This window comes from Salibaculum griseiflavum (assembly GCF_003129565.1).
GTDB lineage: Bacteria > Pseudomonadota > Alphaproteobacteria > Rhodobacterales > Rhodobacteraceae > Salibaculum > Salibaculum griseiflavum.
Genome location: NZ_QETF01000022.1, coordinates 13,730 through 38,548 on the forward strand (window position 1 = coordinate 13,730; position 24,819 = coordinate 38,548).

At 64.5% G+C, this 24,819-nt stretch carries 26 protein-coding genes; 13 read left to right on the forward strand and 13 right to left on the reverse strand.

Annotated elements, in window-relative coordinates; genetic code table 11:
• Nucleotides 1-37: 37 nt before the first annotated feature.
• The 11 genes from bchL to DFK10_RS14870 all read left to right on the forward strand — a co-directional run bounded on the left by bchL (nucleotide 38) and on the right by DFK10_RS14870 (nucleotide 9,168).
• The gene (gene bchL, locus DFK10_RS14820; RefSeq protein ID WP_109389812.1) at nucleotides 38-934 is read left to right on the forward strand and encodes a ferredoxin:protochlorophyllide reductase (ATP-dependent) iron-sulfur ATP-binding protein; all 897 of its coding nucleotides are present in this window, start codon (nucleotides 38-40) and stop codon (nucleotides 932-934) included.
• A 23-nt stretch (nucleotides 935-957) separates the two neighbouring features.
• On the forward strand, nucleotides 958-1,680 hold the full coding sequence (gene bchM, locus DFK10_RS14825; protein WP_109389858.1) for a magnesium protoporphyrin IX methyltransferase: 723 nt from the start codon (nucleotides 958-960) through the stop codon (nucleotides 1,678-1,680).
• A gap of 83 nt (nucleotides 1,681-1,763) precedes the next feature.
• The gene (locus DFK10_RS14830; RefSeq protein WP_109389859.1) at nucleotides 1,764-3,125 is read left to right on the forward strand and encodes a PucC family protein; all 1,362 of its coding nucleotides are present in this window, start codon (nucleotides 1,764-1,766) and stop codon (nucleotides 3,123-3,125) included.
• Between the two features lie 25 nt (nucleotides 3,126-3,150).
• Complete coding sequence (gene puhA / locus DFK10_RS14835) at nucleotides 3,151-3,924, forward strand: photosynthetic reaction center subunit H (RefSeq protein WP_109389813.1); 774 nt, start codon at nucleotides 3,151-3,153, stop codon at nucleotides 3,922-3,924.
• 17 nt (nucleotides 3,925-3,941) lie between these two features.
• Nucleotides 3,942-4,586, forward strand: coding sequence for a photosynthetic complex putative assembly protein PuhB (gene puhB / locus DFK10_RS14840; RefSeq protein WP_109389814.1), 645 nt, complete (start codon nucleotides 3,942-3,944; stop codon nucleotides 4,584-4,586).
• Between the two features lie 12 nt (nucleotides 4,587-4,598).
• Nucleotides 4,599-5,066 (forward strand): photosynthetic complex assembly protein PuhC, encoded by a 468-nt coding sequence (gene puhC, locus DFK10_RS14845; protein WP_109389815.1) that lies wholly within the window; start codon nucleotides 4,599-4,601, stop codon nucleotides 5,064-5,066.
• Nucleotides 5,067-5,138: 72 nt separating this feature from the next.
• A complete protein-coding gene (locus DFK10_RS14850) occupies nucleotides 5,139-5,435 on the forward strand; it encodes a hypothetical protein (protein WP_109389816.1) in 297 nt (98 codons plus the stop codon).
• A complete protein-coding gene (acsF, locus tag DFK10_RS14855) occupies nucleotides 5,432-6,556 on the forward strand; it encodes a magnesium-protoporphyrin IX monomethyl ester (oxidative) cyclase (protein WP_109389817.1) in 1,125 nt (374 codons plus the stop codon). The genes DFK10_RS14850 and acsF overlap by 4 nt, the downstream gene beginning before the upstream one ends.
• 46 nt (nucleotides 6,557-6,602) lie before the next feature.
• Nucleotides 6,603-7,427: a putative photosynthetic complex assembly protein PuhE gene (puhE, locus tag DFK10_RS14860; RefSeq protein ID WP_109389818.1), complete on the forward strand. Its 825-nt coding sequence runs from the start codon at nucleotides 6,603-6,605 to the stop codon at nucleotides 7,425-7,427.
• Nucleotides 7,417-8,631: a 5-aminolevulinate synthase gene (gene hemA, locus DFK10_RS14865; protein ID WP_109389819.1), complete on the forward strand. Its 1,215-nt coding sequence runs from the start codon at nucleotides 7,417-7,419 to the stop codon at nucleotides 8,629-8,631. The genes puhE and hemA overlap by 11 nt, the downstream gene beginning before the upstream one ends.
• Before the next feature lie 87 nt (nucleotides 8,632-8,718).
• The gene (locus tag DFK10_RS14870; protein WP_109389820.1) at nucleotides 8,719-9,168 is read left to right on the forward strand and encodes a c-type cytochrome; all 450 of its coding nucleotides are present in this window, start codon (nucleotides 8,719-8,721) and stop codon (nucleotides 9,166-9,168) included.
• Between the two features lie 69 nt (nucleotides 9,169-9,237).
• Here DFK10_RS14870 and dxs read toward each other — a convergent pair whose 3' ends face one another.
• From dxs to DFK10_RS14935, 13 genes are all read right to left on the reverse strand, one after another.
• Entirely contained in the window at nucleotides 9,238-11,166 is a 1,929-nt protein-coding gene (gene dxs, locus DFK10_RS14875; RefSeq protein ID WP_109389821.1) for a 1-deoxy-D-xylulose-5-phosphate synthase, read from the reverse strand.
• 118 nt (nucleotides 11,167-11,284) lie between these two features.
• Nucleotides 11,285-12,409: a photosynthetic reaction center cytochrome PufC gene (pufC, locus tag DFK10_RS14880; protein ID WP_109389822.1), complete on the reverse strand. Its 1,125-nt coding sequence runs from the start codon at nucleotides 12,407-12,409 to the stop codon at nucleotides 11,285-11,287.
• A gap of 3 nt (nucleotides 12,410-12,412) precedes the next feature.
• Complete coding sequence (pufM, locus tag DFK10_RS14885; protein ID WP_109389823.1) at nucleotides 12,413-13,402, reverse strand: photosynthetic reaction center subunit M; 990 nt, start codon at nucleotides 13,400-13,402, stop codon at nucleotides 12,413-12,415.
• A 2-nt stretch (nucleotides 13,403-13,404) separates the two neighbouring features.
• Entirely contained in the window at nucleotides 13,405-14,244 is an 840-nt protein-coding gene (gene pufL, locus DFK10_RS14890) for a photosynthetic reaction center subunit L (RefSeq protein ID WP_109389824.1), read from the reverse strand.
• A gap of 120 nt (nucleotides 14,245-14,364) precedes the next feature.
• Nucleotides 14,365-14,532 carry a light-harvesting antenna LH1, alpha subunit gene (gene pufA, locus DFK10_RS14895; RefSeq protein ID WP_109389825.1) on the reverse strand — a complete coding sequence of 56 codons (168 nt, stop codon included), beginning with the start codon at nucleotides 14,530-14,532 and terminating at the stop codon, nucleotides 14,365-14,367.
• A gap of 10 nt (nucleotides 14,533-14,542) precedes the next feature.
• A complete protein-coding gene (pufB, locus tag DFK10_RS14900; RefSeq protein ID WP_109389826.1) occupies nucleotides 14,543-14,692 on the reverse strand; it encodes a light-harvesting antenna LH1, beta subunit in 150 nt (49 codons plus the stop codon).
• A gap of 143 nt (nucleotides 14,693-14,835) precedes the next feature.
• Nucleotides 14,836-15,060, reverse strand: a complete 225-nt coding sequence (gene pufQ, locus DFK10_RS14905) for a cytochrome PufQ (RefSeq protein ID WP_109389827.1) — start codon at nucleotides 15,058-15,060, stop codon at nucleotides 14,836-14,838.
• A 3-nt stretch (nucleotides 15,061-15,063) separates the two neighbouring features.
• Nucleotides 15,064-16,539, reverse strand: a complete 1,476-nt coding sequence (gene bchZ, locus DFK10_RS14910) for a chlorophyllide a reductase subunit Z (RefSeq protein WP_109389828.1) — start codon at nucleotides 16,537-16,539, stop codon at nucleotides 15,064-15,066.
• Nucleotides 16,539-18,110 carry a chlorophyllide a reductase subunit Y gene (bchY, locus tag DFK10_RS14915; RefSeq protein ID WP_109389829.1) on the reverse strand — a complete coding sequence of 524 codons (1,572 nt, stop codon included), beginning with the start codon at nucleotides 18,108-18,110 and terminating at the stop codon, nucleotides 16,539-16,541. Before bchY ends, bchZ begins: the two co-directional genes overlap by 1 nt.
• Nucleotides 18,111-18,119: 9 nt before the next feature.
• A complete protein-coding gene (locus tag DFK10_RS14920) occupies nucleotides 18,120-19,124 on the reverse strand; it encodes a chlorophyllide a reductase iron protein subunit X (RefSeq protein WP_109389830.1) in 1,005 nt (334 codons plus the stop codon).
• The gene (gene bchC / locus DFK10_RS14925) at nucleotides 19,121-20,062 is read right to left on the reverse strand and encodes a chlorophyll synthesis pathway protein BchC (protein ID WP_109389831.1); all 942 of its coding nucleotides are present in this window, start codon (nucleotides 20,060-20,062) and stop codon (nucleotides 19,121-19,123) included. Before bchC ends, DFK10_RS14920 begins: the two co-directional genes overlap by 4 nt.
• Nucleotides 20,063-20,231: 169 nt before the next feature.
• On the reverse strand, nucleotides 20,232-21,374 hold the full coding sequence (locus tag DFK10_RS14930) for a methyltransferase (protein WP_109389832.1): 1,143 nt from the start codon (nucleotides 21,372-21,374) through the stop codon (nucleotides 20,232-20,234).
• 3 nt (nucleotides 21,375-21,377) lie between these two features.
• On the reverse strand, nucleotides 21,378-22,262 hold the full coding sequence (locus DFK10_RS14935; protein WP_109389833.1) for a polyprenyl synthetase family protein: 885 nt from the start codon (nucleotides 22,260-22,262) through the stop codon (nucleotides 21,378-21,380).
• A 95-nt stretch (nucleotides 22,263-22,357) separates the two neighbouring features.
• Between DFK10_RS14935 and crtD the strand changes: the two genes are divergently transcribed.
• A complete protein-coding gene (gene crtD, locus DFK10_RS14940) occupies nucleotides 22,358-23,929 on the forward strand; it encodes a 1-hydroxycarotenoid 3,4-desaturase CrtD (RefSeq protein ID WP_109389834.1) in 1,572 nt (523 codons plus the stop codon).
• Entirely contained in the window at nucleotides 23,902-24,774 is an 873-nt protein-coding gene (gene crtC / locus DFK10_RS14945) for a carotenoid 1,2-hydratase (protein ID WP_109389860.1), read from the forward strand. The genes crtD and crtC overlap by 28 nt, the downstream gene beginning before the upstream one ends.
• The last annotated feature ends 45 nt before the right edge of the window (nucleotides 24,775-24,819 follow it).

A 24,819-nucleotide genomic window follows, 5' to 3' on the forward strand; every position in this document is an offset into this window, starting at 1 on the left:
AACAGCCGAGCCAAGCGCCCGGCGATTGGAGGAGACGATGAGCCCACGCGACGACATACCGACGCTCAGGGGGCAGGACGGCGAAGGATCGGTGCAGGTGCACCAGGACCCGTCGATGAAGATCGAGGGGGCCAAGGTCTTTTCGGTCTACGGCAAGGGCGGAATCGGAAAATCGACGACCTCGTCGAACCTTTCAGCGGCTTTCGCCCGGATGGGCAAGCGCGTTCTGCAGATCGGTTGCGATCCCAAGCATGACAGCACCTTCACCCTGACCGGCCAGTTGCAGCCGACGGTGATCGACATCCTCAAGGAGGTTGATTTCCACGCCGAGGAATTGCGCCCTGAGGACTTTGTGACCGAAGGCTGGGGCGGTGTGAAATGCGTCGAGGCCGGCGGCCCCCCAGCGGGCACCGGATGCGGCGGTTACGTGGTGGGCCAGACGGTCAAGCTGCTCAAGCAGCACCACATGCTGGAAGACACGGACGTGGTGATTTTCGACGTGCTCGGCGACGTGGTCTGCGGCGGTTTCGCGGCGCCCTTGCAGCATGCCGACCGCGCCGTGATCGTCACGGCCAACGATTTCGACAGCATCTACGCGATGAACCGGATCATCGCTGCCGTGCAGGCCAAGTCGAACAACTACAAGGTCCGGCTCGCCGGCTGCGTCGCCAACCGCTCGCAGGACACCGACGAGGTCGACCGCTACTGCGCCGAGGTGGGCTTCGACCGCATCGCTCATATGCCAGATTTCGACGCGATCCGCCGGTCGCGGCTCAAGAAAAAGACGCTGTTCGAGATGCCCGACGAGGACGACATCCAGATGGCCCGCGCCGAATATATCCGGCTGGCCGAGCGGCTATGGAAAGGAACCGATCCGCTCGCCCCCGCGCCCATGGAGGATCGCGACATCTTCGAATTACTGGGGTTCGATTGATGCCGGACGCAAGCCCCCTCCAGATGCCTGACGCGGCCCACACCGGAAACCTGCCCCCGGCACCGGGCGGCTGGACACGCACGCGCGACCGGGTCGAAACCTATTTCGACAAGACCGCCACCCGCACTTGGGAACGGCTGACAAGTGACGAGCCTGTCTCGCGGATCCGTGAAACCGTTCGGCGCGGCCGGGACACGATGCGCGCTCGGATGCTGGACCGCCTGCCCGGCGACCTGCGCGGCGCGCGGATCCTGGATGCGGGCTGTGGCGCGGGGCCGATGACGGCCGAACTGGCCGCGCGTGGCGCCGAGGTGGTGGCCGTGGACATTTCTCCTTCCCTGGTCGAGATCGCCCGCGCCCGTTTGCCCGACGGCCTGCCCGGCCATGTGACCTTCATGTCGGGCGACATGCTGGCCGATGATCTGGGTACCTTCGACCATGTCATGGCAATGGACAGCCTGATCTACTACGACCGTCACGACATCGCCCGCGCCCTGTCGACATTGGGCCGCCGGACCCGTGGCTCGATCGTCTTTACCATCGCGCCCCGCACACCGCTTCTGATGGCGATGTGGCGCGCCGGACAGCTGTTTCCGCGCTCTGATCGTTCGCCGACAATGGTTCCGCACGCTCCTGCCGCCTTGCGGACGGCCCTGCGCCGCGTCGAGGCGCCCGGCCAGCTGGCCACCCTTGGGCGGGTGCGGTCCGGCTTCTACATTTCCCATGCGCTGGAGCTGACCCCGTGAGCCCGCGCCGTCCCACTTCCCCCGTGACCGCGCTGACCGCGCGCTGGCTGCCGTTCGCGGATGCCGCCAGCGAGGGGCTGCCAATGGCGCAGCTGCTGCGGCTGTCGCTGTTCCAGGTCTCGGTTGGAATGGCGACGGTGATGCTTCTGGGAACGCTCAACCGCGTGATGATCGTGGAACTGTCGGTGCCGGCGGTGATCGTCGCCGTGATGATCGCCCTGCCCGTGTTGATCGCGCCGTTCCGGGCGCTTCTGGGTTTCCGCTCGGACACCCATCGCAGCGCCATCGGCTGGAAGCGCATCCCGTATCTTTGGTTCGGTTCGCTGTGGCAGATGGGCGGGCTGGCCGTCATGCCATTTGCCCTGCTGGTCCTCGCGGGTCAGCAGGTCGTCGGGCCGGGCTGGGCCGGCGAGGTGCTGGCCGCCCTGGCCTTCCTGATGACCGGGCTGGGGTTGCACATGACCCAGACCGCCGGGCTGGCACTGGCCACAGATCGGGCCGACGATGCTACGCGACCCCGGGTGGTGGCACTGCTCTACGTCATGTTTCTGCTGGGCATGGGCGTCTCGGCGCTGATCATCGGTTGGTTCCTGCGGGACTTCGCTCCTCTCACACTCGTGCGGGTCGTGCAGGGGGCGGCTGTCGCCGGTATCGTCCTGAACCTGATCGCCCTGTGGAAACAGGAACAGGTGCGCCCCATGAGCCGTGCGGAACGCGCCGCGCCCCGGCCTCGGTTCCGCGATGCCTGGGCCGATCTCGTCGGCGGCGGGCAGGCCGGGCGGCTGCTGGCGGTGGTTTTCCTCGGAACAATGGCCTTCAACATGCAGGACGTGTTGCTGGAACCCTATGGCGGGGAAATCATGGGGCTTTCGGTGTCGGCGACCACCACGCTGACGGCAATCTGGGCCGCCGGGGCACTGGCGGGTTTTGGTCTGGCCGGACGCATGCTGACACGTGGAAGTTGCGCTTTTCGGGTCGCAGCCCTTGGCCTTCTGGTCGGCATAGCCGCCTTCTGCACGGTGATCTTCGCCGCACCCATGACCTCGGGCATCATGTATTTCATCGGTGCCGGAATGATCGGCTTCGGCGGTGGGCTTTTTGCCGTCGCCACCTTGACTGCCGCGATGAAGATGCCCGCGAATGGCACCGCCGGTCACGGGCTGGCGCTGGGCGCGTGGGGCGCGGCACAAGCCACGGCAGCGGGGCTCTCCATCGCGCTGGGCGGCGGCCTGCGGGACTGGATCGACGGTCTCGCCATGTCCGGGCGGCTGGGTGAAGCCCTGGCCACATCCGCAACCGGCTACTCTTTTGTCTATCACGTCGAGATCGGGCTCTTGTTCGTCACCCTCGCGGTCCTCGGTCCGCTCGTACGCCTTGCACCCAACCACCGACGCACCCCCAAACCGGGATCGGCCCGTATCGGACTTGCCGATTTCCCAACATGAGACCCGCCTTGGAAAGGACACCGACATGACGGAAACATTCTTTGGACAGGTGGATCTGGTCAGCGTATCGCTTTGGCTGTTCTGGATCTTCTTCGCCGCGCTGATCGTCTATATCCAGCGTGAAAACATGCGCGAGGGCTATCCGCTCGAGGACGACGCGGGCAAGCCCTCCTCCAACGAAGGGCTGTTCCCGCTTCCGCAGGACAAGACCTTCGCCCTGCCGCATGGCCGCGGCGAGATCACCGTGCCGTCAGGCCAGAATCCAGAGCGCGACGACATTGCGCTTGAGAAGACCACAGCCACCAACGGCTTTCCACTTGAACCAACCGGCGATCCGATGGCGGATGGCGTCGGCCCGGCCTCCTGGGCGCCGCGCCGCGACATCCCCGAGCTGGACGGTCACGGCCACCCCAAGATCGTACCCATGGCCGCGACCGAGCAATTCCACGTGGCCGCCGGGCGCGATCCGCGCGGCTTGCCGGTCGTGGCCGGTGACGGCGAGACGGTCGGCACAATTGCCGACCTTTGGATTGACGAGCCCGAACAACTGGTTCGCTACCTCGAAGTCGAACTCGACGGAGAGCATGGGGGCGGCAAGCGCCTTGTGCCCATGACCATGGCCCGGATCTGGGGCCAGAAGGTCAATGTGCGCTCGATTTTCGGCGAGCATTTCGCGGGTGTGCCAAAGAACGCCTCGCCCAACCAAGTCACCATGCTCGAGGAAGAGAAGATCTGCGGCTACTACGCCGGGGGAACGCTCTATGCCTCCAGGGCCCGGCAAGAACCGCAACTGGGCTGACGCCCGAGGAGGCCGCCATGACAGAGAACCACGACGATTTCGCATTCGAGCCCGTCAAGGGCCTGCCCGAGACCCCGCCGGAGGGTGAGCATATTCTTTGGCAAGGGCGGCCCGACTGGTGGGCATTGACCCGCGAGTCGCTGAACCTGGGATGGGTGTCGGCCTATTTCGTGGCCCTTGCCCTGTGGCGCTTCGGCATGCTGATCGACCAGGTCAGCCTGGCCAGTGCCTTTGCCGCCTCCTTTCCCTTCATCGTGTTGGGCGGGATCGTCGCCGCCTTGCTTCTGCTGATCGGCGTGGTTCAGGCCCGCAGTACCGTCTACACGATCACCAACCGCCGGGTGGCGATGCGGATCGGTGCCGCTCTTACCGTGACGTTGAACCTGCCATTCACCAAGATCGCCCGCGCGGACCTGAGCCTGCGCCGAAATGGCACGGGGACGATCGCACTGGACCCGATGGACGACACCCAGCTGAGCTATCTGGTGTGCTGGCCGCATGTGCGGCCTTGGCACATCCGCAAGACCAAACCCGCCTTGCGCTGCATCCCGGAAGCCCAGACCGTCGCGACCCTTCTGGCCGAAGCCGCCGAGGCCCGGGTGAGCACCCCCGAGGTCAACAGGACGGGCATGCCCACGAAGGCACATCTCGCCGCCGAATAGAGGTAACCGGACATGACACAGATCGAAACCCACCGCGCCGCCCGCCCCCATGACAGGGAACTGATCCCTCGCATGATGACGCGCGCGATGCTTGCGCTCGTGGTTGCCGTGCTGTGTCTGGTAACCCTTGCAAGACTGACCGACCGACCGCTGGTCGCCACCGCACCAACGGGCGACATCGTGGCGTCGCGCAGCCTGCTCTTGTCCGGCGACATGTCCGGCGCGGTCACCGTGCGCACGGTCAACGGGACGCTGATCGCCGACCTTGGCCCCGACCGGGGCGGCTTCATTTCCGGCGTGTGGCGCGTGATCGAACGCGAACGCACCAAGAACCGGGTCGCCCTTGAGGGGCCCGTGACCTTGCGGCGGCACGAGACCGGCCGCCTTACCATCCATGACCCTTCAACGGGCTGGAGCGCCGATCTCATGGGATTCGGCGAAAACAATGCCAGAGCCTTCGCAAGGCTGCTGGCGCAATGAGGCATGTCACCCGGCGGGCGGGAACCCGCACGGGACAACGGACATGCGGCAACAGGGAAAAGGAGGCCAATAATGGGATGGCTTACCAAGGAAATTGAACGTGCGCCCTGCACGGTCGAGATCAGCCACAAGTTCGAGTCGCTGCACGCGCATCTGCGGTTCAACAACGGCGCCACTGTCTATCCGGGCGACGAGGTGAAAGTCCACGGCCCCGAAATGATGGCGCCCTTTGGCGAGATCGTGACCGAGGACCGAGAGGCGACCATTATCCGCGCCAGCGGGCTGGAACGGCTGTGGACCCGACTGACAGGCGATTTTGAAGTAATGGAGCTGTGCGAGTTCTCCTTTTCCGAGGAGGTGACGCTATGAACATCCAGAACAAGCACACCGCCGACGCGAACACCGCCGAGGAAAGCATCGCCATTCAGAAGGAACAGGCGAAGTTCGACAGCAAATCCGCAACCGACGTGGCCATGCAGAATACCCTTCTGACGCCACGCTTCTACACCACGGATTTCAACGAGCTGGACGCCATCGACGTATCGAGCGTACGCGAAGACTGGGACAAGCTGATCGCGCAGATGGTTGCCGACCCCAACAAGGGGCATTTCAAGAAAAACGAGGATTGGGACCATGTCGACTGGGATGGCATGGACCCAGCCCTGAAAAAGGAATTCATCGACTTCCTGATCTCCTCCTGCACCGCCGAATTCTCGGGCTGTGTCCTCTATAAGGAAATGAAGCGGCGCGGAACGAATGCCGACATCACCCAGCTGTTCCAATTGATGGCCCGGGACGAGGCGCGGCACGCGGGTTTCATCAACGATGCCCTGCGGGAGGCGGGCGTGGCTGTGAATCTCGGGTTCCTGACGCAGAAGAAGAAATACACCTATTTCCGGCCCAAGTTCATCTACTACGCCACCTACCTGTCGGAAAAGATCGGCTATGCCCGGTACATTACGATCTTCCGGCACCTTGAGGCACACCCCGAACATCGCTTTCACCCGATCTTCAAGTGGTTCGAGGAATGGTGCAACGACGAGTTCAGCCATGGCGAGGCCTTCGCCCTGCTGATGAAGACTGACCCCAAGCTGACCTCGGGGCGCAATGTCTGGTGGATCAAGTTCTTCCTGACAGCCGTCTTCGCGACGATGTATGTGCGCGACCACCAGCGCCCGGCGTTCCACGCTGCCCTTGGCGTCGATCCCAACTGGTATGCCCACGAGGTCTTCACCAAGACCTCCGCGCTGACCCGGCAGATTTTTCCGATCACGCTGGACATCGAGCACCCCGCCTGGCAACCGACCCTGGAAAAACTGCAACGGGCCAATGTCGATCTGGATGCCGCTCGCAAGCGCGGCGGCGTGATCGGGTTCATCGGCAGATTGGCGGCCCAGACCCGCGCCGCGACCGCCTTTGCGCGCCTCTACTTCATACCAACCCGGACGCACGAGGTGCCCACAAGCACCCGGCTGACGCCAGCCTACTGATGGGTATGGGAGGCGCATATCGCGTTCGGCGCGTAGGGTGGGCGTGATGGCCGATCCCTGGGTCGCCGCACTGTTCGCGCTGTTCGTGTGGTGGTTCTCCACCGGTGCCATCCTGATCGTTGTGCGCCGCGCGGACCGTGCCGGCGCGGCAGCACGGCGCGCGGCCACGTGGGGGGCGCTGCCCCTGCTGGGACTGGGCATGTGGGGGTTCATCGCGACGCTGGACGGAACCGGCCTGCAGGCCGCCTATGGGGCATTCCTGTCGGCGCTGGCGATATGGGGGTGGATCGAGCTGGCCTTCCTGACCGGGGCCATCACCGGCCCCAACCTGCACCCCTGCCCCGCCCAACTGCCCGAATGGGAGCGCTTCTTGCGCGCCTGGGGAACCGTGGCCTATCACGAGATGCTGTTGACGGCGGCCCTGATCACGCTGTGGTTCCTTGGGTATGGCGCAGAGAACATCTTTGGATTGTGGGTCTTCACCACGCTATATTTCGCGCGCGTCTCTGCCAAGCTGAACCTCTATTTCGGCGTCCCCAAGATCAACACCGAGTTCATCCCCGAAGCCCTCGGCCATCTGAGCAGCCACTTCCGGATCTCTCGGCTCAACTGGGTCTTTCCCATATCCATCACCGCGCTGACCTATGCTAGCGCCTGCTGGCTGGAACGGTTGTTTTCCGCCGCGAATACGGGCGACGTGGTGGGCTTCGCACTGCTTGCCGCGATCACCATGCTGGCAGCGCTGGAGCACTGGCTGATGGTGCTGCCCCTGCCCGACGAAAAGCTCTGGCGCTGGATGCTGCCCGCGCCGCCTGACACTACCAAAACAAGTAACAAGACCAGACGACCGGAGAAAACCCATGGATTTTGACGCGATGTTCGCTTCACAACTCGATGCCCTTAAAGCGGAGGGGAATTACCGCGTCTTCGCCGAGTTGGAGCGCCGGTGCGGTGCCTTTCCACGCGCCCACAGCCATGACGAGAATGCCCCGGACGAGGTGACGGTCTGGTGTTCCAATGACTATCTCGGCATGGGCCAGCACCCGGTCGTCGCCCAGGCCATGAAAGATACCGTGGATCAGTGCGGCACAGGCGCGGGCGGTACCCGCAACATTTCGGGAACGAACCGTCATCACGTCGCGCTGGAAGCCGATCTGGCCGATCTGCACGGAAAGGAGGCCGCGCTGTTGTTTACAAGCGGCTACGTGTCGAACTGGGCGGCGCTTTCGACCCTGGGCTCGCGTCTGCCGGATGCCGTCATCCTGTCGGACGAGAAGAACCACGCCAGCATGATCGAGGGCATCCGCCATTCGAGGGCACAGAAGGTGATCTGGAAGCACAACGATCCCGAAGACCTTGATGCCAAGCTGTCGGCTCTGCCGGCCAATGCCCCGAAGATCGTGGCCTTCGAAAGCGTCTATTCCATGGATGGCGACATCTGCCCGATGGAAGAGATCATCGAGGTGGCCGAAAAGCATGGCGCCATGACCTATCTCGACGAGGTCCACGCGGTCGGTCTTTACGGGCCGCGCGGTGGCGGCATCTCCGAGGCGCGCGGCCTCGCCCATCGCATCACCCTGATCGAGGGCACGCTGGGCAAGGCGTTCGGCTGCATGGGCGGATACGTCACCGGCTCTGCGGCGCTGTGCGATTTCATCCGGTCCTTTGCCAGCGGCTTCATCTTCACCACCGCCCTGCCGCCCGCGATCGCGGCGGCCGCGCAGGCGTCGATCGCGCACCTGAAAGTTTCCGCGGTGGAACGCGAGCAGCAGCGGTGTCAGGTGGCCAAGCTCCGGGGCATGCTGGACCAGCGCGGCATTCCGCATCTGGCCAACGAAAGCCACATCATTCCCGTGATGATCAAGGACCCGGTCAAATGCCGAATGCTCGCGGATATCCTGATGCGCGACTTCGGCATCTACGTGCAACCCATCAACTACCCCACGGTCCCGAAGGGAACCGAGCGTCTGCGCCTCACGCCGGGGCCGCTGCACAGTGATGCGGACCTCGTGCACCTTGTCGACGCGCTAGCGACACTCTGGAAACAGTGCGCGCTATCGCATGCCGTGGCTTGACGCGCCATTGACTTTGGCCGTCACGGACTAAGTGACGGATTCACGGCTACAGAGTTGAAGCCTACGAGAATACCCAGGGAGGACCCAATGAAGACCAGAACACTGACCATATTCGCCGCGGCGACACTCGGGACGGCTGCCATCGCCGAAGGCCATGCGACGGGTGACCCGGCGGCAGGCGAACAAGCCTTCCGTCAATGTGCGTCATGTCACATGATCGTCGATGATGCGGGCGAAACCATCGCCAGGGGCGGTCGCGTCGGCCCCAACCTTTACGGCTTGGTGGGCCGTCAACGCGGCAGCGTCGAGGATTTCCGCTATTCGGACCTGCTGATCGCGGCGGGCGAGGTCGAGGACAACAGCGCCTGGGACGAAGAAAGCTTTGTCGCTTATGTCCAGAACCCGACGGGCTGGCTCACCGAATTCACCGGCGAGAGCGGCCGCGGCAAGATGACCTACATGGTCCGCAAGGAAGAAGACGCCGTGAATATCTGGGCCTACCTGGCGTCGGTCGGCCCCGATCCGGAGAGCATGTAACGATCACTCCAGCGAAGACAGAAAGGCCACGTTCTCTTGCGTGGCCTTTTCCTTTTGGGCCATCGTCGATCAACGGGCCAAGGACAGCGGAACCACGTTGCCGGTTCCCGCCAGCGCCTCGCGCGCGGTCGCCGCGATATCAGGCGCAGTCATGCCCGCATCTTCATACATTTCTGCCGGGCTGGCCTGCTCGATGAAGCGGTCCGGCAGGCAGACATTGCGAATGGCGAGCCCACGGTCAAAGCAGCCCCGCCGGGCCAGTTCGTGCATGACGACGGACCCGAAGCCACCCTCAGCCCCCTCTTCGACCGTCAACAGCACACGGTGATCGCGGGCCAGGGCCTCGACGAGATCGCCGTCGAGCGGCTTTGCGAAGCGCGCATCGGCCACGGTCGCCCCGATCCCGGCCTGCGCCAGGTCATCGGCGCCGGCGAGGCATTCGTCCAAATGCGCGCCCAGCGACAGGATCGCCACGTCCGCGCCCTCGCGCAGCACGCGTCCCTTGCCGATCTCCAGCACTTCTCCTTGATCCGGCAATGCAACCCCGGTGCCAGCCCCGCGCGGATACCGAAACGCGATGGGGCCACTGTCATGGGCGGCGGCGGTGGCCACCATGTGAACCAGCTCGGCCTCATCCGCAGCGGCCATGACCGTAAAGCCCGGTAGGCTGGTCAGGTAACCGATGTCGAACGCGCCGGCATGGGTCGCCCCGTCGGCACCGACCAGCCCGGCCCGGTCGATTGCGAAACGCACAGGCAAGCCCTGCAAAGCCACGTCGTGCACCACCTGGTCATAACCGCGCTGAAGGAAGGTGGAATAGATCGCGCAGAAGGGCCTCAGCCCACTGGCCGCCATACCGGCACAGAAGGTCACGGCGTGCTGTTCGGCGATACCCACGTCGAAGACCCGCGCCGGGAACCGGCTGGCCATCTTTGAGAGGCCCGTTCCATCAGGCATGGCCGCCGTGACGGCAACGATGCGATCATCTCGGGCGGCGGCGGCGGTCAGCGACGCACCGAAAACGGCGGTGTAGCTGGGCGCGCCGGGGCTGGATTTGGCCTGGGTCCCGGTCGCGGGATCGAATTTCGACACGCCATGGCCCCGGTCGGCGGCCGCCTCGGCGGGAGCATACCCTTTGCCCTTGACCGTGCAGCAATGGATCAAAACGGGCCCGGTGGCCCGCGCCCGCACCGCCCGCAGCACCGGCAGGAGCTGGTCCAGATCGTGCCCGTCGATCGGGCCGACATAGTCGAAGCCCAGCTCCTCAAAAAGCGTGCCGCTCCCGGTCAGTCCGGTGACCATTTGGCGCGCCCGCTTGACCCCCTCACGCATCGAGGCTGGCATCGCGGACTCGACGCCTTCGGCCATGGACCTCACACGGGCCAGCGGGTCACTTGCATACATCCGGCTGAGGTAGGACGACATCGCGCCGACCGGCGGTGCGATCGACATCTCGTTGTCGTTGAGGATCACGATAAGTCGCTTTCCCAGGTGACCGGCATTGTTCATCGCCTCGTAGGCCATGCCGGCGCTGATCGCCCCATCGCCGATCACGGCGATCGCATCGCCTGTCGCCTGCCCCATGTCGCGCCCCACCGCAAAACCGAGCGCCGCGCTGATCGAGGTGCTGGAATGCGCCGCACCGAAAGGATCATACGGGGATTCGCTACGCTTGGTGAAACCCGACAACCCATCTTTCTGGCGCAGGGTGCGGATGCGGTCACGCCGCCCGGTCAGGATCTTGTGCGGATAGCATTGGTGGCTGACATCCCAGATCAGCTTGTCCATGGGCGTGTTGAAAACCGCGTGGATGGCCACGCTGAGCTCGACGACACCCAGCGAAGAGCCAAGATGTCCGCCGGTCTGTGACACAGCCGAAATCACTTCGGCCCGCAATTCATCGGCCAGGCGGGCCAGGTCGCGATCTGGCATTTGCCGCAGATCGGACGGACCGGCCACCCAGTCCAGCAATGGGTCTTGCAAGCGTTCGTCCGTCATCGCTTCTCCCCCCTACGGTGTTTCCGACACCGCCCGCCAACGCGAATGATACAGACGGCGCGATCCGGCGTGGTGGGCGCGGGGCGGCTTTCGAGGCGCCCCGCGCCGCGTCAGGTGTTTACTCGGCCTCGCCGTAGGCCGGCGGACCGGAGGTCGCCAGTTCCGGCCAATCCGCGATCACGTTGGTGCCTTGCAGGGGTTGCAGATACCCCTTGTGGCAGGTCGCACAGGCGGCCTTGGGCGCGTCCTGATGAACTGGTCCGAGCCGGTCTTCCGGGTAAAGGTCCAGAAGGCCCACGAGGTAGTCGTTGTTGAGCTCCTGAACCATCGCAATGCCAAGGCTGGCGGTCGACCACTGCGGCGTCACCTGCACCCCGTCATAGAAGGCGCGACTGTTGTGACAGGTCACGCAATTGGCGCCGAGGGAATTGGCGAAATAATTCATCAGCGCATAGGTCCGCTCGGCGTTCTGGATTGCCGGAACCGCCGGGTCGCTTGGGCTTCCCTCGACCCGCGACGCCAGATCATGCACCCCGATCCGCTGGTAGTCGAGCAGGTAGCTCTCAAGGGCATCGGAGGGCAGCGACGTGTACTGGCTTGTCTCGGTCGCACGGTTCTGGGTAGCCGACCAGCCGGCCATCGCGGAAACGACGGGCGCCTCGCGGAACCAGACCTCGCTTGGCACGTTCTGGCCACGGTGACAGGTCATACAGGTGACTCCGACTTCCTTGTTTGCATTGACGTGGCCGTCCCAGTTCTCGTTGATGTTCTGGGTCATCTGGATCATGCGGCGCGCGACAACCTTGGTGTAGAGATTGTCCTCGCCATAGGTTTCGAGATCGCCGTCACCGTGGCAATAGGCGCAGCCCTGCTCGGGAGAGACCCATCGCGTCATCGCCGCCATCACACGGTTGAAGTTGGCATCGGTCAGATCACCCAGCACCTGTACGTTCTCATAGATGTCGCCAGCCAATGGCTCTCCCGGTTCCGGCGGGAAGGGCGGATCCTCGAAAATGAGGGCGATGTCCGGGTCCGGCGTCGCCAGATCGGCCTGGAACTCCGTCACCGACATACCCGTGCCACGCGGCCCGGTCTGTAGGCTGGCGGTGGCGTGGGGTTGCCCCAAGGTCACCAGCATGATGGCAACGAAGACCGCACCGCCGAGCACGCCGACCAGGATACCTGGCCCATAGACATTGGTCGGGTTGTCCCTGTTCCATTTGTCAAACCATTTGGGAAACATCGTTCACTCCCCCTGTCCGATGAAGGCATCATAGGTTCCGTAGGCCTCGTAGCCGTAGGACCCGTCATACATGGGGGCGAAGTTGTGCTCCTGCGCCCAGATGAACCAGTTGTCGACAACCGTGCCGGTCAGCAGGATGCCGATCCCTCCGGTGATCGGGGTCAAAACCGCAAACCACCAGGCCCAGCGGTGAATCCCCTCCATCGTGGCATTGAACCCCATGGTCCAGCGCCAGAACAGCGCGGCCCGTTCGGAGGCGGTGCCCCGGTCGACGATCTGCTCCAACTCACGGTCGCCGCCGAACCGGCTTACGGCCAGGATGGTTGCGCCATGCATGGCGAAGAGCAAGACCGAACCATAGAGGAACACGATGCTCAGGCAATGGAAGGGGTTGTAGTAGAGGTTCCCGTAACGGATCGAGAATGCCGTGGTCCAATCCAGATGAGGGAAGATGCCGTAGGGCACCGCCTCGGACCAGGATCCCATCAACACCGGGCGGAAGAGCCCCAGAACAAGGAACAGCCAGATGGCCGACCCGAAGGCCCAGAAGACATGCTTGCCCATCTTGTGGCTTGCCGCCAGCTGATAGGACCGCGCCCACCAGGCCAACACCGAGACCAGCAGGAAGAAGGACGAGATGATATACCAGCCGCCGTCATTGAGCGGGGGAATCTGCAGCCCGTATTCCGGGCTCGGCGGCTCCAGCGCCAACCAGAAGCCCTGGCGCAGGAATTCCGGGATCGACCACCCGACCTGCGCGAGCATGTTCAGCCCGACGATGAAGAACCACAGCAGCCCGCTGGCCAGGCTGACAAGGCCCAGCATGCCAAGATTGATCGGCCCGATTTGCGCATTGCCGAACCAGCCGAAGAGCTTGGAAAAGAAGGGCTTGCCACAGCGCTCCTCGCTCAGACGGCCGCCGCTGTCATCCAGGCCCCATTCCGGGGTGCCTTGAACCTGCACTTGCGTGAATATGTTCTGATATTCGATCATGATTACATTCCCACCTGAGAGGGCCAGATCGGCAGCTCAAGCCACCAGTTCCACCATTCGGGCCAGCCCTTGGTCCAGACCGGGCCGCTAATGATGATGCAGATCGCCGACCAGAACCCGGCATTCAGCGCCAGAAGCAGCCCAACACGGTGAATGCCCAACGTGCCAACCGAATAGCCGATGAAATCACGAAAGAACGTGTCCTCATGATCGGGCGTCTTCATCTTTTCCCCTTTTTCGGGGTTCGCGGCCGACAGGATCAGCCCGCCATGAAGCGCCAGCGCCAGCGTCGTGGTGAAGAAGAACGTCACCGCCAGCATATGTGCCGGGTTGTAGTGGAAATGCAGGTAGGCGTAGCCGGTATTGCTGACCCAGTCGAGGTGACTGAAAATGCCATAGGGAAAGCCATGCCCCCAGGCCCCCATCAGCAGCGGCCGGAAGACGACCAGTGTGGCGTAGGCAAAAATCGCGAAGCTGAAAGCGATGGGCACATGATACCCCATGCCCAGCTTGCGGCAGATCTCGACCTCCCGCAGCGCCCAGCTGATGAAGGCGCCAAGCGCGCAGATCGTGATGATCTGCCAAAGGCCACCGTCCATCAGCGGCGCCATGCCAAGGCCGTATTTCAAATCCGGCGGCGCGATATTGATCAGCCAAGGGTTGAACGTACCCTGCTGCGAGGCCCCCCAGAAAATCAGGATTGTGCCCAGAAGGGCGAAAAAGGCGGTCGTGACCCCGAAAAAGCCCACGTAGAAGGGCCCTACCCAGAAGTCGAACAGATCGCCGCCGATCAACGTCCCTCCGCGGACGCGATACTTTCTTTCGAAGCTAAGCAACGCCATCGTTCAATTCTCTCCGCAATTGGCGGCCGGTTCGGTTCTGCCCAGGGCCGTCATGTGTCTGGTGTTCGCTGCGGGCGACAAACTCGCCCGCAGCTATCTTGAAAGAGCTTTCGCCCAGGCTCACTCCGCTGCGGCCATGCGCGCCTCGGCGGCGTTCTCGAACCAGTTGATACCGTTCGAGAGCAGCACGAGGTGGATCATGACAGCGAGCAGGAAGAGGAAGACACCCTGCGCCACGAAGACGCGACGGGGATCAAAAATGAGCCAGATCTTGTAGAACTTCGCCATCTTTTTCTCCTCAGAACCAAGGCGCCCAGATGTAGGTCGCGATATGTGCGACCACTGCCACCGCCACGAACAGCCAAAGGCCGCTCATGTAGACGGAATGCAGTTCCTGGGCCTGCTCGTCGGTGAGACCTGTGAAGGACAGGTCCTTGTTATCAGCCATAAACTTTCCTCCGGAATGCTATGCTGACGCCGCGTACCCCGCGGCCGGGTTCCTTCGGGGCCTTCACGGTCCCGCAGGTTCCTGTCCGCCCCCTGACGGGGGCAGGCAGATCGTGTCTCGGATCACCGATCCCCTGCATGGGGTCAGGCCGAGAAAATCATGGGCGTGATCCGGTCCGCTTCGGACCATGCGCGGGCCAGCGGGCCTCGCAGGTTCAGGCTGCGATACCGGGCCACGTCACGGACCCATCGTGCGCAGGCGAATGGCAACGCGCAGATGAAGATCAGGGTGAAATAGATGTGGAACTCTGCGTTTCGCGGCCGGCCACTGCGGGCGCGCGGCAGGGATTGCGAAGAGATGTCTGTCATGGGTCAGTCCTCCTTGACGGTATCGGCGCCCGCGTCGGGCGAAAGCGATTGAACGGTTTCCAGCACCACCCGGTCCTGGCCCTGGCGCAGGGCCTTGTCTTCCGCGGCATCGCGGAGGGACTTGGCAGCGGAAATGCGGGTGAGTACGGGATGACCGGCGACGATGCGGTCCAGCTCTAGGCTGGCATCAGCATCCCAGGGGAAATCCTGCCGCAGCGGTGTGGGGGTCGCGGTGCCTGCATCCATCTCGCTGCCCAGTGGCAGGATATGGAACAGCGCGTCGAAAAGCCCGTTGCAAACTTCCTGAAGCAGGTAGGTCGCCCCGGCATAGCCCATCATCGGCGTGCCGGTGGCCCGCCGGATCGCGGCGCCGGGGAACGAGGCCGGGATAAATGCCGGTTTCGGCCCGTGCCCGCCACCCGTTTCGGCGAGGTAGATCTTTTCGTTGATGGAGCCCATCAGGATCAGCGGGCGCTTTTGCGAGATGAGGGCGCGGACTTCCTCGTTGTTGGTCTTGGTGCCTGCACACCGCGCCACGGCAAAGGCGCAGGGCAGGCCCAGGTCGCCTTCCAGGAAATGCCGGATACCGCGGGCATAGGTCTCGCCCGCGACAATGCCGAAATTCGCTGTGGCGAAGAAATCCTGCGTGACCGAACGCCACAAGTCCCAGACGGGTTTCAGCGTGGAATGCTTCTCGGTCTCGATGAAGGGCTCCGGGTCAAGCCCCAACAACTCGCCCAGCTTGCGCAGAAACAGCGTGGTTGACTCCACACCGATGGGCGCCTGCAGGTAGGGCTTGTCCAGGACCTCTGCCAAACCCCGGCCGAACTCGCGATACATGCAGATATTCACGTCGGCGTTCACAAGGTCGCGCATCTCGGCCAGGTGGGCGCCAAGCGGCATCACCATGTTGACCTCGGCGCCGATGCCCTCGACCAGGCGACGGATCTCGGCCAGATCGCTGGGCATGTTGAAGGTGCCGTACATTGGCCCGAGGATATTCACGCGCGGGGCGGCGCCCTCTTCGCGCTTGCGTTCCTTGGGCATCCGGCCCTTGGTCATGCCGAACTCGGTGAACAGCCACGTCATGGCGCGGTCGGCCGCCTGCCACTGGTCTTCGTCGATGGTGCGCGGCAGGAACCTTTGCAGGTTCGTGCCCTGGGGCGTGACGCCGCCACCGATCATCTCGGCGATAGAGCCTGTCACGACCACCGCGGGCAGCGCCGGGTCCAGAGTGCCCCAGGCGCGCTTCATTGCCCCTTCGGTGCCTTCGCGGCCCAGCTCCTCTTCGCCAAGGCCGGTGACCACGATGGGCAGTTCATGCGGCGGCAGTGCGTCGGTGTAGTGCAAAACGGATGTGACCGGCAGGTTCTCGCAGCCTACAGGCCCGTCGATGACCACCTGAAGGCCCTTGACGGCGCAGAAGGCGTAGACCGCCCCCCAGTATCCGCCCGCGCGATCATGATCCTGGATCAGCATCAGATCATCTCCTGCGCCTTGGCGGCGCGCTTCTGCTTTTCCAGCTTCTTGAGGTTCAGCGCCCGGTAATCCTCACGGATATTGGGGTCGCCCTCCCAGACGCCAGCGGTGTCGCCCGTGCCCACGCCCTCGAAGAAGTCGCGCATGAAGTCCATGCGGGCCTTTCCGGCGATCGCAGCATTCACGACCTCGGCCAGGCTGCCCGCACCGGCTGGCCCCATCAGGGGCCGCGCCGAGATCAGGTTGGTGAAGTAGAGCGCGGGTATGCCGAGTTCCTTGGCCTTCTGCACGACAGGCGTCGTTCCAATGGCCAGGTCGGGGGTCAGCCCTTCCATCGCGGCACAGTCATCTTCCAGCGAAGCCCGGAATTTCACGGTCACGCCGCGGGCGCGTAGCCAGTCGGCGTCGCTCTCGGACCAGGGCGATTTCGCGCAGGCGGTACCGACATAGGGCACCTCGGCGCCGCTTTCGATCAGCAGCCGTGCGACCAGCAACTCGCTGCCTTCGTAGCCTGAAAGAGTAATTCTTCCGTCGATAGGTGCTGCGGCCAGCGCCGCCTTGATGCCGGGCAAGACAGCCTCCTGCGCCTCGGCAATCTTGGCCGGGTCCACGCCCATCGCGGTGCCGATCTCCTGTAGCCATGCCTTGGTGCCGTCGTGACCCACCGGGGCGCTGCCCACCACCGGGCGGCCGGCCGCCTGGAATTCGCGCACGGCCGCAGTATAGAATGGGTGGATCGCGGCCACCGCACCGCAGTCGAGCGCAGCGTATAGCTCGCGCCATTCGCGGCAGGGCACGACCGGCCCGGCGGCCAGCCCCATGGGGGCAAGCATCTGGCCGATCACCACCGGGTCGGCAGGAAACATTTCGCCCAGAAGGGTCACTGTGGGCCGGTCCGACACGCCGCTTTCGGGGGCCGCAACGGGGCCAGCCTCGACCTCCTGGCGCGCGTAGTTGAGCATCGCACCTGCCAGCACATCCTTGGCCTCGGCATGGGTCGGGATGCCGAAGCCCGGCACGTCGATGCCCACGATGCGCACACCGTTGATCTCGTCGGGCAACAGCCGCAGTGGCACACCGCTGGCCGTCGGAACGCAAAGATTGGTAACCACGATGGCATCCACCCGGTCAGGGTCTGCCAGTTCATGCACGCTCTCTCGGATATCCTCGAACAGCTTGCCGGTGACGAGCGATTCCGAATTGAACGGGACGTAACCGACCGACCGGCGCGCACCGTAGAAGTGCGACACAAAGCTGAGCCCGTAGACACAGCAGGCCGAGCCGGACAGGACCGTCGCCACCCGCTTCATCCGCAGGCCCACGCGCAGGGATCCAAAGGCCGGGCACATGCTTTGCGGCTTGTCATGCGGCCCTTGGGGGTAGTCTTCGGCGTAGCGGTCGAGAATGTCGGACTGTCCGGCCATGCGCGCGGCCTTGCTCATTTCGGCGCTCGAGTGGCAGCCCATTTCGGGGTCGCCCACACCGTCGGGTGCGGAACCGCCACTCTCGATGGGCTTGCCCTTGATCACGTCGGCCTGGTCCGCTGTGTCATATTTGACTTCGTCCGTCATCTGCACCTTTCACGCGTCGTCGTAGACAACTTCAAGCGAGGGTTTCGGATCGGCATTCTTGCCGCGCATGTCTTCGTCGGTGGCCGGTTCCAACGTCACCCCTGCACCGGTGTCGGACCCGTCGAAGAGGTCGAGCAGGCCGTCCTGGTGCAGCGGCGCGGGCCGCACCGGCGGCGCATCCGAAACCTGTTCGGCAAGCCCGGCGAACAGGCTGCCCCATTGGCTCTTTTCGGTGCCGACGATCTGGTAGTTGGCGGATTTCTTGCGCAGGTCGTCGTCCTGCGGGATCGAGGCCAGCACCGGGATGTCCACGGCCTCGGCAAAGGCTTGCGCCTCACCGGAATGATCATCCTTGTTCACGACAAGCCCGGCGACACCGACATTGCCGCCCAGCTTGCGGAAATACTCCACCGCCGAGCAGACGTTGTTGGCCACGTAAAGCGATTGCAGGTCGTTCGAGGCCACAAGGATCACCTTTTGCGCCATGTCGCGCGCAATGGGCAGACCGAAACCGCCGCAGACCACGTCGCCGAGGAAATCCAGCAGGACATAGTCGAAGTCCCAGTCATGAAAGCCCAGTTTCTCCAGCAGCTCGAAACCGTGGATGATTCCGCGCCCGCCACAGCCCCGGCCCACTTCGGGTCCACCAAGCTCCATCGCGAAAACGCCGCCACGCTTGAAGCAGACATCGCCGATTTGGACCTGCTCGCCCGCCAAGCTCTTCTTGGTCGAGGTTTCTATGATCGTCGGGCAGGCCTTGCCGCCGAACAGCAGCGAGGTCGTGTCGGACTTCGGGTCGCAACCGATCAGCAGGACACGCTTGCCCTGTTCGGCCATCATGTGGCTGAGGTTGGCCAGGGTGAAACTCTTGCCGATACCACCCTTGCCGTAGATCGCGATGATCTGGGTTTCCTGGGTGGGCTCGCCGTCGTTGATGACATCGGCCAGGTCCTCATGCGCCTCGTCGCGCAAACGCTGGTCGAAATCCTTCAGATTGGGCACGTCGTCCTTCACGCTGTGTCCTTCCAGTTAAGCATCATTTTCAGGCAGGCGGGGTCCTCGAAGGCCGTCCGATAGGCCATGTCGGCGCTCGCCGCGTCCGCCTGGTGCGATATCAGCCCGCCCAAGGAGAGCGCGCCGCCATTGATCAACGCCGCGGTGGCTTGCATGTCGTCCGGCGTCCACTCGGCGGCGACACGCAGACGTGCCTCCTTCATGAAGGCCGGCGGAAAGGCGAAGGACAGGGCCTGCGGGTAGAAGCCTGCCAACACGATTTCGCCGCCACGCACGATGCGTCCGATCAGCTCGTTGAGAATTTCGCCGTTTCCCGAGGCATCATAGATCGCCCGATAGTCGCGGCGGGGATCCTCCTCCGGTGCGATGACATCATAGCCCTCGGCCCCGTCGCGTCTGGCCGGCATGGTTTCCCAGACCGTGGGGGCCGGGGCGCCCGCGGCGATGGTCAGTCGCGCCAGAAGGCGGCCCAAAACCCCGTGACCGACGATCAGATCGGGCACGGCCCTGTCCAATCCGGCCATTGCATGACGGGCAGTGGCGGCCAGTGCCAGCAGCGCACCCTCGGCGCCCAGCGCCGGATCGATACGTGTGACCCGTTCGGCGCGCGTGACCAGCCGGGACGCGGCGCCGCCGAACAGCCCGTAGGCGTCGGTGAAACAGTCGGCACCGGGTACGAACACGCGGTCGCCTGGTCTGAAACCTGTGTCGGGGGCGGCCTCGACCACCTCGCCGGCGGCCTCGTAGCCGGGCACCAGCGGATACCCCATGCCGGGAAAGGGCGGCATCTGCCCTGTCCAGAAGAGCTTTTCCGTACCCGTGGAGATGCCTGAATAGGAGATGTCGACAACGATATCCCCCGCCCCCGGCGCCTTGAGCGCGAGGGTGTCCAAATGAAGATCCTCAGGACCGTTCAGATAGACAGCACGGGTTTGCATGGTTGCCTCCTGCCTGTCTCTCCACCTCTCCGGCAGGGGATTCGGTGGAAATGGCGCTATCGCCATCTGTAAGTTTAACCAAACACACTTATGTGTCAATCTTTGCTTACACTCTCGATGTCAGGATGTCCTTCGAGAACCGGGTGGCGACAGGGCGGCGGCGCCCGGGTCAGGCCGGTCTTTCGCAGGTCACGACCCGCGTGACATAAGGACGGCGCGCAGGTGCAACGACCGCGCGCTCGAAGCCGGCCGCCTCGCACAAGGCAACGATCCGCGCAGGTGACCGCGCTCGCCCGGTGCCCATCGCCATGGTGTAGAAAGCGAAATAGAGGTCGCCGGCACGGTCGGGGCGTGCTTCGCCGGCCATGGGTTCGGAAATGATCAGCCGCCCACCCGGCGGCAATGCATCGTGTGACTTGGACAGCAGTTCGCGCACGGTTGCGTCGTCGTGATCGTACAGCACCCGGATCAGCGAGATCGCGTCAGCGCCCTCCGGCAATGCCCCGTCGCGGAATGAGCCCGGATGCAGCCCCACCCGGCCGGACAATCCATTCCGCCTCAATCGATCTTCGGCCTGTGTAATGACTTCCGGCAGATCCAGCAGCATGCCCCGCAGTCCACGATCGCGCCGCAACGCCGCTGCCAGGAACACGCCTGAGCCGCCGCCGACGTCCAGCAGGGTCCGAACTCCCTTGAGACGCACCGCCCGAAGGGTGTCTTCCGCGACCAGTTCCTGAGAGCGCGCCATCAACTCCGAATAGCGCGCTGCTTCCGCCGTTGAGATCGTATCGCCCGACCCTGACACATAGGGCCAGATCCGCGCCAGCTCGGTACCGCCCTCGCTGCGCAGCAGGGCCGATGGGTCGGCCATGTCCCGATAGAAGGCCGCGTTGTGGCGGATCATGTCGGTCAGCCCCGGCACGCCGAGGATGGCTGCCCCGCGGCGCGCCAGTCCGAACCGGCCGTCGCGCCTCTGCACAAGAAGTCCAAGCGCAGCGCCAGCCTGCAAAAGGGTCCGGATCCTGTCCGTCGCCACCCCGCGTTGCGCGGCCAGTTCCGCCGGTTCGCCCGAACCGTCCAGCAGGTCTTGCAGGACGCCTTCCTCGACCAGCGCCACAAGCACCTGAGACGCAACGAACCCCTGCATGATATCGAAAATCTTCGCGCCATCGCGCCGCGCCATGGCCCCGCTGATCGGCAATCGTGCCGCGATGCGCTGGAACCCGGACCGCGCGACCAGTCGCGCGAACCAACCGCGCGACCACCCCGCGGCGCGTCCCGAGCCGGCCGGCAAATCGCTGGACGCCGCCATGGATCAGGCCCTGTTGTGTTGCGGCAAGACCGGCATGATCGCCTGGGCCTGGCGCCGAACCATCTGCGCCAATGCCGCCTCGCCGGGGCAGGACGGGATGGATGCAATCGCTCCTGCTAGAATGTCAGAAAGCCGTTCCGTGGCACCGGTCACGCCCAGCCGGGCAACCGCATTGGGCCTATGGTGCAGATCGTCCTGGCCCGCCGGCTTGCCAAGCGCTGCATCATCAAGAAGCGCGTCACGCAAGTCGTCAGCCACCTGGAAGGCTTCGCCGATCAAGGCCCCGAGATCACGCCATGGCTCCGGATCGTGGCCGGCGGAAATCGCGCCCATCTCAGTCGCGGCGATGAAAAGCGCGGCGGTCTTGGACATGTGATAGGCATGCAGGTCGATCGACTCTTCGCTCTCCCAGCCCTGCCCGGCGCAGATGCCCCCCGGCATCCCCGACCGTCGCGAAAGGGACAGAACGAGTTGCGCGGCCCGGGCCGCATCATTGCCCGACGGGTCACCCTTTCCGGCGTGGGCCAGCGTTTCGAAGGCAAGCATGATCAGGCTGTCGCCGGTCAGCACGGCAAGGGGCTCGGAAAATGTACGATGAACCGATGGCTTGCCGCGCCTGATATCGGCATCGTCAAAGCAAGGCAGATCGTCGTGAACAAGACTTGCACAATGGATCAACTCAAGCGCCGCTGCCGCGGCCGCACTCAGTTCCGGTCGATCATCACCGCAGGCGGTGGCGACGGACAGCAGAATGGTGGGACGGATACGGGCCCCGCCGGGCAGGATCGCATACCGTAGCGCGGCACTCAGTTGGGCGGGCGGCTGACCGGCCTGCGCCACGTCGAGCGCCCGCTTCATGGCGTTTTCGATCCGGTCGGATGTCTGCATTCCACGCGCTCCCGAATGCCAATTGTCTCGTTTTAATTACATAACCACTGTAAATTATACTGGACAGTTTGCACGTACGAGTCAACACTTGGGCCATGAGACGATCGGTCTTCGAAGGGGCCACTGGATCCCGCACCATTGTCGTGGGCGCAGGTATCGCGGGGTTGGCCGCGGCAGCCCGCCTTTCCCATGCCGGCCAGGCCGTCCTGGTACTCGAGCGCCATTCTGCGCCGGGCGGGCGGATGCGCACGCTGCCCACGGCGGCGGGGCCCGTCGATGCCGGGCCGACCGTCTTGACCATGCGCCCTGTCTTCGAAGACCTGTTTCAAGACCTTGGCACCAGACTAAAGGACCACGTGACGCTGGTCCGGCAGCATTGCCTCGCCCGGCATTTCTGGCCCGATGGCAGCAGGCTGGATCTCTTCGACAGCGAAACCGAGAGCGCCCGGGCAATCCAGTCTTTCGCCGGTGCGAATGCCGCCCGGCAGTTCCGCGCCTTCTCGCGGAGGGCGCGGCGGCTTTTCGACGGCTTCGACGCACCCATGATGCAGGCGGCCGCACCCACCCTCCCCCACCTCGTCGGACACGTCGCCTGTCGGCCGCGCCTGATGCGCGCCATGGCGCCGCTGTCGACCCTCGCTCAACTTCTGGGCCGCAGTTTCGATGACCCGCGCCTTGCACAGCTCTTCGGACGCTACGCCACCTATGTAGGCGGCGCCCCCGACCGGGTTCCGGCGCTGCTGGCCTTGATCTGGCACGCCGAGGCAAACGGCGTCTGGGCCGTCCGGGGCGGTATGCACGAACTGGCCCGGGCAGTGGAAGACCTGGCGCGCGACCGCGGGGCCACGTTCCAGTACAATGCGGACGTCGCCGAGGTCATCGTGAAGGACAACCGTGTCGCTGGCGTACGGCTGGCCGATAGCACCCAGCTGCATGCCGACACCGTTGTCTTCAACGGCGACCCGCGCGCACTGGCCACCGGTCGGCTGGGGACAGCTGCGGGCCGGGTGGCCCCGCAAACGCGCCACGCGCGGCGCAGCCTCTCGGCCGAGGTCTGGGCCTTTGCCGCCACGCCGTCCGGACCCGATCTATCCTTTCACAACGTCTTTTTCCGCAATGAAGCCGAGGGCGAATTTGAGGCAATCGCCCATGGCCGGTCCGTGCCGGACCCAACGTTGTACGTCTGCGCCCAGGATCGCGCGACGGGCCCGCCACCACCCGGTCAGGAACGGTTCGAAATCATCGCCAATGCCGCCCCGCTAACGATCGCGCCCACGCCACAGGAGACCACCCAATGCCAGACCCGTACATTCCGGACCTTGGCCGGCTTCGGACTGACCTTCGATCCGGCCCCGGGGCGGCAGGCCCTGACCACACCAACGGGTTTCGACAGCCTGTTTCCAGCGACGGCCGGATCCCTTTACGGGCAGAGCCCGGAGGGACTGGCAGCGGCACTGACGCGTCCAACGGCGCGCACCTCGATCAAGGGGCTATACCTGGCGGGCGGCGGGACACACCCAGGTGCCGGGGTTCCGATGGCGACCCTCTCCGCCCGGCACGCGGCCGAGGCGATCTTGAGGGACCAAATTTCAACCTTGCCGTCCCGCCCAACGGCTATGCCTGGTGGTATGTCGACGCGATCAGCGAAGACGGCAAGCGATCCCTGAGCGTCATCGCCTTCATCGGGTCCGTGTTTTCCCCCTGGTATGCCTGGTCCGGCCGCCGGGCACCCGAAAACCATGTCTGCATCAACGTGGCAACCTACGGCCCCGGCGGGCGGTTCACCATGACCGACCGGGGCAGCGACGCCTTGCGCCAGTCGCGCGACCGGTTCACGGTCGGCCCCTCGTCACTGCACTGGACGGGGTCGGAATTGGTGATTGAGGTCAACGAGATCGGCGCGCCACCCTTGGTGTCGCGCGTGCGCGGCACGATCCGGCTGCGCCCCGTCGCTCTGACCTCGGTCGAGATGCCGCTGACAGCCGACGGAACCCACATCTGGCGCCCCTTCGCACCCACCTGCGACATGCGTGTCGACCTCGAAGCACCGGGCTGGCAATGGGACGGGCACGGCTATTTCGACGCGAATTTCGGCACCCGCGCATTGGAACAGGACTTCAGCTACTGGACATGGGGCCGGTTTCCGACCGCGTCAGGCAGCACCTGCTTCTATGACGCCAAACGTCTCGATGGCTCGGAGTTGGGTGTCGGTGTGCGGTTCAATCGCGACGGCCATGCCGAAACGATAACCCCGCCGCCCAAGAGCCCCCTGCCCCGCAGCCTATGGGCGTTGCGTCGCGAAAGCCGGTCCGATCCGGGCTACAAACCACGACAGACCCAGGCGATGCTGGATGCCCCGTTCTACACGCGCGCGGCGGTGAAGACCCGGATCGAAGGCGAGGATACCGTGGGCGTTCACGAGGCATTGGACCTGCGACGCTTCCGCTCTCCGCTCATCAAGCCAATGCTTGCGATGCGCGTTCCCCGGCGGGCGCGCTGGACCTTCGACTAGAGCTGCCCACACGGGGCCGGGCCGTGGTCGTCGCCTTGCGGACGC

What these genes read in the sequence shown, in the direction of transcription:
- bchL (WP_109389812.1), top strand. Translation starts at nt 38, where the DNA reads ATGAGCCCACGCGACGACATACCGACGCTCAGGGGGCAGGACGGCGAA.
- bchM (WP_109389858.1), top strand. Translation starts at nt 958, where the DNA reads ATGCCTGACGCGGCCCACACCGGAAACCTGCCCCCGGCACCGGGCGGC.
- DFK10_RS14830 (WP_109389859.1), top strand. Translation starts at nt 1,764, where the DNA reads ATGGCGCAGCTGCTGCGGCTGTCGCTGTTCCAGGTCTCGGTTGGAATG.
- puhA (WP_109389813.1), top strand. Translation starts at nt 3,151, where the DNA reads ATGACGGAAACATTCTTTGGACAGGTGGATCTGGTCAGCGTATCGCTT.
- puhB (WP_109389814.1), top strand. Translation starts at nt 3,942, where the DNA reads ATGACAGAGAACCACGACGATTTCGCATTCGAGCCCGTCAAGGGCCTG.
- puhC (WP_109389815.1), top strand. Translation starts at nt 4,599, where the DNA reads ATGACACAGATCGAAACCCACCGCGCCGCCCGCCCCCATGACAGGGAA.
- DFK10_RS14850 (WP_109389816.1), top strand. Translation starts at nt 5,139, where the DNA reads ATGGGATGGCTTACCAAGGAAATTGAACGTGCGCCCTGCACGGTCGAG.
- acsF (WP_109389817.1), top strand. Translation starts at nt 5,432, where the DNA reads ATGAACATCCAGAACAAGCACACCGCCGACGCGAACACCGCCGAGGAA.
- puhE (WP_109389818.1), top strand. Translation starts at nt 6,603, where the DNA reads ATGGCCGATCCCTGGGTCGCCGCACTGTTCGCGCTGTTCGTGTGGTGG.
- hemA (WP_109389819.1), top strand. Translation starts at nt 7,417, where the DNA reads ATGGATTTTGACGCGATGTTCGCTTCACAACTCGATGCCCTTAAAGCG.
- DFK10_RS14870 (WP_109389820.1), top strand. Translation starts at nt 8,719, where the DNA reads ATGAAGACCAGAACACTGACCATATTCGCCGCGGCGACACTCGGGACG.
- dxs (WP_109389821.1), bottom strand. Translation starts at nt 11,166, where the DNA reads ATGACGGACGAACGCTTGCAAGACCCATTGCTGGACTGGGTGGCCGGT.
- pufC (WP_109389822.1), bottom strand. Translation starts at nt 12,409, where the DNA reads ATGTTTCCCAAATGGTTTGACAAATGGAACAGGGACAACCCGACCAAT.
- pufM (WP_109389823.1), bottom strand. Translation starts at nt 13,402, where the DNA reads ATGATCGAATATCAGAACATATTCACGCAAGTGCAGGTTCAAGGCACC.
- pufL (WP_109389824.1), bottom strand. Translation starts at nt 14,244, where the DNA reads ATGGCGTTGCTTAGCTTCGAAAGAAAGTATCGCGTCCGCGGAGGGACG.
- pufA (WP_109389825.1), bottom strand. Translation starts at nt 14,532, where the DNA reads ATGGCGAAGTTCTACAAGATCTGGCTCATTTTTGATCCCCGTCGCGTC.
- pufB (WP_109389826.1), bottom strand. Translation starts at nt 14,692, where the DNA reads ATGGCTGATAACAAGGACCTGTCCTTCACAGGTCTCACCGACGAGCAG.
- pufQ (WP_109389827.1), bottom strand. Translation starts at nt 15,060, where the DNA reads ATGACAGACATCTCTTCGCAATCCCTGCCGCGCGCCCGCAGTGGCCGG.
- bchZ (WP_109389828.1), bottom strand. Translation starts at nt 16,539, where the DNA reads ATGCTGATCCAGGATCATGATCGCGCGGGCGGATACTGGGGGGCGGTC.
- bchY (WP_109389829.1), bottom strand. Translation starts at nt 18,110, where the DNA reads ATGACGGACGAAGTCAAATATGACACAGCGGACCAGGCCGACGTGATC.
- bchC (WP_109389831.1), bottom strand. Translation starts at nt 20,062, where the DNA reads ATGCAAACCCGTGCTGTCTATCTGAACGGTCCTGAGGATCTTCATTTG.
- DFK10_RS14930 (WP_109389832.1), bottom strand. Translation starts at nt 21,374, where the DNA reads ATGGCGGCGTCCAGCGATTTGCCGGCCGGCTCGGGACGCGCCGCGGGG.
- DFK10_RS14935 (WP_109389833.1), bottom strand. Translation starts at nt 22,262, where the DNA reads ATGCAGACATCCGACCGGATCGAAAACGCCATGAAGCGGGCGCTCGAC.
- crtD (WP_109389834.1), top strand. Translation starts at nt 22,358, where the DNA reads ATGAGACGATCGGTCTTCGAAGGGGCCACTGGATCCCGCACCATTGTC.